The 6,519-nt window shown below is 70.0% G+C and carries 6 protein-coding genes and 1 pseudogene; 3 read left to right on the plus strand and 4 right to left on the minus strand.

Annotated elements, in window-relative coordinates; all coding sequences use genetic code 11:
- Positions 1–714: 714 nt before the first annotated feature.
- Both ACZ63E_RS45970 and ACZ63E_RS45975 read right to left on the minus strand, forming a co-directional pair.
- Positions 715–1,926 (minus strand): L,D-transpeptidase, encoded by a 1,212-nt coding sequence (locus tag ACZ63E_RS45970; protein ID WP_465342617.1) that lies wholly within the window; start codon positions 1,924–1,926, stop codon positions 715–717.
- A gap of 105 nt (positions 1,927–2,031) precedes the next feature.
- Complete coding sequence (locus tag ACZ63E_RS45975; RefSeq protein WP_465342618.1) at positions 2,032–2,901, minus strand: patatin-like phospholipase family protein; 870 nt, start codon at positions 2,899–2,901, stop codon at positions 2,032–2,034.
- A 70-nt stretch (positions 2,902–2,971) separates the two neighbouring features.
- Between ACZ63E_RS45975 and ACZ63E_RS45980 the strand changes: the two genes are divergently transcribed.
- From ACZ63E_RS45980 to ACZ63E_RS45990, 3 genes are all read left to right on the plus strand, one after another.
- The gene (locus ACZ63E_RS45980; protein WP_465342619.1) at positions 2,972–3,928 is read left to right on the plus strand and encodes a LysR family transcriptional regulator; all 957 of its coding nucleotides are present in this window, start codon (positions 2,972–2,974) and stop codon (positions 3,926–3,928) included.
- Positions 3,929–4,027: 99 nt separating this feature from the next.
- On the plus strand, positions 4,028–4,594 hold the full coding sequence (locus ACZ63E_RS45985) for a papain-like cysteine protease family protein (RefSeq protein WP_465342620.1): 567 nt from the start codon (positions 4,028–4,030) through the stop codon (positions 4,592–4,594).
- 1 nt (position 4,595) lies between these two features.
- Positions 4,596–5,354, plus strand: a complete 759-nt coding sequence (locus tag ACZ63E_RS45990) for a hypothetical protein (RefSeq protein ID WP_465342621.1) — start codon at positions 4,596–4,598, stop codon at positions 5,352–5,354.
- A 236-nt stretch (positions 5,355–5,590) separates the two neighbouring features.
- Here the strand turns inward: ACZ63E_RS45990 and ACZ63E_RS45995 are convergent, their stop codons facing one another.
- Together ACZ63E_RS45995 and ACZ63E_RS46000 are read right to left on the minus strand one after the other, a co-directional pair.
- Positions 5,591–6,238, minus strand: coding sequence for a DedA family protein (locus ACZ63E_RS45995; protein WP_465342622.1), 648 nt, complete (start codon positions 6,236–6,238; stop codon positions 5,591–5,593).
- Between the two features lie 45 nt (positions 6,239–6,283).
- Positions 6,284–6,519: pseudogene (locus tag ACZ63E_RS46000) on the minus strand (lipoyl synthase); the annotation flags it as partial.

The following is a 6,519-nucleotide window of genomic DNA, read 5'->3' on the forward strand; positions in this document are numbered from 1 at the left end:
GGGTTGTGGGAGAGTAGGACACCGCCGAACTTAACGAGCAGTTAGGCCCCGGTCGAGGACCAGTGATGGTTCTCCCGGGGCCTTTCTGCATGCCCAAAACCCGTGTCGTCCCCCACGTACGCGTGTCGTCCGCCTGGGTACACGAGCCGGCTCCCTGGAACCGCGTGTTGACCTTCTGATCACGCGTGTCGGCGCTGCAGTCACGCGAGTTCCGCCTTCAATCACGCGAATTCGGTTCCTGATCACGCGAGTGACGGCTTGGATCACGCCGGCACAGACCCGCGGCCCAGCCTGATGCCCGCCCAATTACGCGTGATGCCCCTCCAGACACACCCGATGCCTCCCGGATCACGCCGACTGGCGGCCCCCAGGTACGCGAATCGACGGTTTGGGCACGCGAGCCGGCCCACGCCAGTCGCTGCGGCCGGGGTGATCGAGGGAATCTTGCGTGATCAGAGCCGGATCTCACGTGATTGGGGCCGGAACTGGTGTGATTGGAGCCGGAAGTGACGTGATTGCAGCCGGAACTCGCGTGATTGCGGGGCCGGTAGGCCCGGCTGAAGAGGCATCTCGCGTGACGGGAGGGGAATCTCGCGTGATTGGGGAGGCATCACGCGTGATGGGGAGGCGGCGAGTGGGGGAGGGGGCCAGGAGCGGAGCTCCTGGCCCCCTGGGGACCGAAGTGACGAAGGGGATCGAAGGGAGGTGGGGGGGTTACTTGATGGCGGAGCCGGCCTGCCAGTCGGCCCAGGACTTGGACCAGTCGCCGTACAGGTCCCACACCGGGAGCTGTGGGCCTCCGGAGTTGGTCACCTCCACGACGTCGCCCAGGCCCATGTTCTGGAAGAACCACTGGGCGTTCGCGCCGTTCAGGTTGATGCAGCCGTGGGAGACGTTCGAACTTCCCTGCTGCCCCACGCTGTTCGGGTTCTCGTGGACGAACTCGCCGTCGTTGGAAATCCGCTCCGAGAACTTCTCGTTCGACCGGTACGCCTTCGGATCAGGCGGGCAGACGCCGTACGTGCACGAGTCCATCGTGTAGTTCGCCTGCTTGTCCGAAATGACGTGCGCGCCCAAATGGGTCGGGGTGGCGTCCTTGCCCATCGAGATCGGCATGGACTTCAGCATCGCGCCGTTGTGGAAGATCTGCATCTGCTCGGTGTTCCCGTCCGCCTTCGCGATCCAGGAATCGTGCACCTTGTACGTCTCCGTGCGATCCTCCGCGCCGAAGACGCCGTTGCCGAAATCGACGCCGTAGATCTTCGCCGTCACCTTCAGCGTCGTGCCGGCCTTCCAGTACTCCTTCGGCCGGTAGTGGACGTTCGAGTCGTCGATCCAGTACCAGCCGCCCTCCTGCTTCGGCGTCGACTCCACCGACAGCGCCTTCTCGACCTCCGCCTTGTTCTTGACGGCGATCTTGCCGAAGCTGAAGACGATCGGCTGGCCGACACCGACACCCGTGCTCGCCACCGCGGACGGCGCCGGGATCAGGTTGGCGTTGGCCTGCTTCTTGGGCGCGATCGTGCTGATCTGGTTGTCCTGCTCGATCGGCTTCCCGTCGGCGCCCTGGGCGTGCGCGACGATCTTGTACGTCGCGCCGTAGCCGAGGGGCTCGGTCGAGGTCCAGCTGAGGCCGTCCGTGGCGAGCTTGCCGGCGACCGTCTTTCCCTTGGCCGTGTTGGTCACGGTGACGTCGACGAGCTTCCCGTTGGCCGCCTTCACGACGACCGGCGTCGCCGGGTTCACCGCCGCGCCGCCGGCCGGCTCGAACGTCACCGCGACCGGCGTTGCGGACGGCGACGCCGAATCGGACGCGGAGGCGCCGCCGGCGGGCGTGCCGCCGTCGTCACCGGACGAACAGGCGGAAAGCAGCAGTGCTCCGGCGAGGATTCCGGCCACCGAAAGTAAAATCTTCTTGGGGAGCATATTGTCTCTTTTTTGGGAAATCGGGATCGGCGGGCATTCGTCATCAAAACTACGCGATAGCGATGACGTTCTTCCGGGCGGATCGGTGCATCGGCGTGACGCGGATCACGTGACGACGAGGCCCGGCGCCCCGTAAAGTCCCGGCCCGCTCACGGTGATCGCGTCCAGGAACTCCCGCGCCGCCGCGTACGCCTCTTCCGCCAGTGCTTCCGTGTGCCCGAAGTCGAGCGGGTTCACACGTGCCGGGGCCGGCCCGGGTAGGTACACGACAGGCACCTGCGCGGCCGCCACCGGCGCTTCCAGCACCGCCTGGTTCCGCATGGAGATCATCGCGGTGAACATCATCACCTCGGCGAACGTCCGGGGTGCCTCCGGCAGCTTCCCCGGGAACGCGCAGTCGAGCACCACCAGTGACTGCGCGCCCATGGCCAGCGCCTGCCGCATCGGGACGTTCGCGACGAGCCCGCCGTCGTACAGCAACCGGCCCTCGTGCTCCACCGGCGGGAAGATCCCGGGGATCGCGCAGCTCGCCAGCAACGGCTCGAGCAGCCGCCCGGACCGGATCAGCAGCGGCTCCGCCGTGTCGACCTGCGTCGTGACGACGCCGAGCGGCAGCGCCAGGTCCTCGAAGCGGGTGTCGGCGCCGAGGTGGTCGGCGATGATCGCCGTCAGGCCGCTGTTGGGGAACAGGTGCGTCTTGCTCTGCGTCAGCGTCCGGACGCGGCTCAGCACGCCGCCGGGGAACGCCTCGGCCCGCGTCATGTGCGCCCAGATGCCGCGCAGGCGCTCCAGGGCGCCGCCGCCGGTGCGGGCCAGCACGGCCGCGTTGAGCGAGCCCACCGACGTGCCCACGACGAGGTCCGGCGCGACTCCGGCTTCGGTCAGGGCGCGCAGCATGCCCACCTGCATCGCGCCGAGGCTGCCGCCGCCACCGAGGACGAACCCGATCGGCCGGGGAAGATCCGCGAGACTCATACCGCCGAATGTAGTAAGCCCGACTTTCGCAGGTCGTGCCGGCCGTGAAGACGGCGTTAACCTGCTGGGCGTGGCCGAGCTGGAGCTGCGGCATCTCAGGGCCGTCCGCGCCGTCGCGGACGGTGGCAGTGTCAGCCGCGCCGCCACGGTGCTCGGCGTCAGCCAGCCCGCGCTCACCGCGCAGCTCAAGCGGATCGAACGGATCCTGGGCGGCGACCTGTTCGTCCGCGGCCCCAGCGGGGTGCGCCCGACCGAGCTCGGCCGGTTCGTGCTGGCCCGCGCCGACGCGCTGCTGTCGGACATGCAGGCGCTCGTCGCGACGGCCCGCCGCCACGGCGAGGGCGGCCCCGGGACCCTGCGGATCGGGTACGTGCCGCTGCTCATCATCGGCCGGTTCATCGAGGAGCTGCGGGACCTCGACGTCCAGACCTACGCCGAACCGGCGTCGCTGACCCTGCTGAAACTCCTTGCGACGAACCGGGTCGACGTCGCGCTGCTCGAACACTTCGACGGCACCGAGGCGCACCACTTCGCGGGCCTGACCGTGCGGTCGCTCGCCACCGAGCCGATCTTCGTCGGGATCGCCGACGGCCACCCGGCGATCCGCGACGGCGTGGTCGAGCTCGCCGACCTCGCGGACTGCGACTGGATCCTGCCGCCTCCGCACGAAAACTGCGTGCGCGTCCGGTTCCTGCAGGCCTGTGCGGCCGCCGGGTTCACCCCGCGCGTGCGGCACTTCACGTCGGAGGCGGGCACGGCCGGGACGCTGATCGCCCAGGGCGCGGTCTGCCTCGCGCAGGCGGCTTCGGCGCCGCCGCCGGGGCTCGTCGCGCTGCCGCTCGCCGGTGACCCGCTCTGGACGACGCTGTTGTTCGCGACGCGCGAGGACGACGCCCGCACACCGGCCACCGACGAGGTGTTCCGGTGCGCGGAGGTCGCGTATGCGGCGTCGCGGCAACGGAACCCGCACTTCGCGCGGTGGTGCCGGCGGCACCCGGAGGAGCCGGTGCTCGTCTCCGCCCGATAGGCGGCATAACGCCGGTGTTATCCCCGCTGGGATTACTGCCCGGCGCGGCAACGGGAGAAGCTCACGAAGTCCCCACCTGTTGCCGACAAGGAGCAACGAATGCACTTCAGACGAGCAATGGCGCTCGGTGTGCTGTGCGCGGCCGTCCTCGGCCTGCTCTCGCCGCCCGCGTCCGCCGCACCCCGGGCCGCCACGACGCTGCCCATCAGCCAGCTGGTCCAGGAGCAGGACCAGTGGTGCTGGGCCGCCAGCGGCCTGACCATCGCCCGGTTCCTCGGCTACGGCGCGAGCGTCAGCCAGAACACCTTCTGCGACTACTCCCGCGGTTACCCGGCCGGTTCGCAGTGCCCCAACCAGGCCGGCGAGCTGACCTACGTCCAGCGCGGTTACCAGGCGCTCGGGCTGCGGCCCGGCACGGTCACCAACGCGCTCAGCTTCGCGTCGGTGCAGAGCGAGATCACCGCGCGGCGCCCGATCGAGACCGGCATCTACTGGACGGCCGGCGGCGGGCACGCGCAGGTGATCTACGGCTACGACTCGAGCGGGCTGGTGTACTACGGCGACCCGTGGCCGAGCAGCCAGCGCTACAGCGCGATGGCGCACTCGAGCTACGTCCGCAATGGACAGTTCCAGTGGGCGCAGTCCCTCTACCGGATCGGGGCGTGAGATGAAACTCTTCCGTGGATTCGGCGTCCTGCTCGCGGGTGCGGCCCTGGTGGTCGGGTTCGGCGGCACGGCTTCGGCTTCTTCTTCCGACGTCGACGCGGCCAAGCAGGCGGTCGCTTCGGCGAGCACGCAGCTCTCGGCGTTCTTCGGGCAGCTCGACGCCCGTGCCGGGGTCGCCCGCGCCGACGTGGCGCAGACGCCCGAAGTGACCGGTGAGCCGCTGAGCGTCTACTCGCTGGACCCGGCGTTCGTCGCCGGGACGCCCGGTGCGAAGCCGGCGGCGTTCGCGTACTTCGCGGTGCGCGCTTCGGCGTCGACGGGCCGGCAGGCCACCGTGTGGGTGACCCGGGAAGCGGCCGGCTGGACCGCGACCAACTTCACGACGGGCACCGAAGAGGTGACGTACCCGGCGCAGGCCGGCGCGGACCTCGTCTTCACCGAGCCGCAGGTCAACGCGTGGTACCGGCTGCGTGACGGCCGGGTGCTGCCGCTGAACGACCCGGCCCGGCAGCGGGTCGGCGACGGCGTCGCGCTGCCGGCGTACCAGCAGCTGGTGCACCGGTTGTACGGCGACAAGCTGCCCGGCTCGGCGTACCGGGCGCAGGGGAAGTTCGGTGGGTACGACCTCGCCGCGACCCCGGCTCCGGCGCTTTCGCCGAGCTCGGGCCCGGGTTCCTGGCCGTTCGTCGCCGGTGGGGCGCTGTTGGCGCTCGGTTTGATCGGCTGGGCCACCGGCAAGGCGGCGCGCGCCCACCGCTGACGCCGGGAGGGTGCGGCTCGGGCACGCCCGGGTCGCACCCTCGTGGGCTTCGTGCGCGCCGGTTCTGCTCGGCTTCGCCTGCGCCCCGATGTGGCCTTGGGTGCGTTGAACGCAACCAAGGCCGCCTTGGGGCGCTGGAAGGTGCGCCGGGAGCCGGTGGGCGTCGCGAATGGGTCATTCGGGGCGTCGGAGGCCGCGAATGGGTCATTCGCGACGCTTGGCGCCGGGGAACGCGGTCAGGGGACCTTTTCCGGCTCGCGTTCCGGCGTCGCGAGAGCCTTCCGCTTCTTCAAGCGCAGCAAGAAGAACACCCCCACGGCCACGAGCACACCCACCACGACCAGCCCGCCGGTGTTGAGCGCACCCTCGATCCGCTTCGCCGCTTCACCCAGCGCTGCGCCGAGACTGATGTGCACCAGCGACCAGCAGAACGCGCCCGCCGCGGCGGCCGGGAGGAACTTGCGGAACGGCAGGCCCGAAGTGCCCGCCGCGGCCGGGGTGAGCGTGCGGATCACCGGCAGGAACCGGGCGAAGAACACCGCCCACGCTCCCCGGCGCTCCAGGACCCCGGTCGCCTTGTCCCACGCCTCCAGGCCGTACTTTCGGATCAGCTTCGTCTCACGCAGCCGGGGGCCGAACCGGCGGCCGATCAGGTAGCCGAGCGCGTCGCCCGCGGTGGCGCAGACCGTCACCACCAGCCACAGGACCACGAACCGCGCGACGGTGTTCGCTGTCGTCGCCGCGATGAGCAGGCCGGACTCGCCCGGGGCCAGGAACCCCAGCCCGATCGTGCATTCGGCGAACACCAGGCCGCCGGTGGCCGCGACGAGCCCCGGTTCCGGGAGTCCTTGCAACCAGCTGAGGAGGTCCGAAACCAGGGCCATGCCACCCACTTTACCGATCCTTTAAGGATGGTGGGGTGACGTGCGTCACCGCGCCAGGAGCGACGCGGCCTCCTGAGCTGCGGGTCCTTCGACGGCGAGGTGCTGGAGGTTCTCCGGCAGGACCTCACCGCGGTAACCCTTGGTCTGGGCGTAAAGCCGTCCCGCGCGGTACGACGACCGCACCAACGGACCGGCCATCACGCCGGCGAAGCCCATGGCCTCGGCGGCCTTCGAGTGCTCGACGAACTCTTCGGGCTTGACCCAGCGGTCCACCGGGTGGT

The organism is Amycolatopsis sp. NPDC104819 (assembly GCF_055583145.1).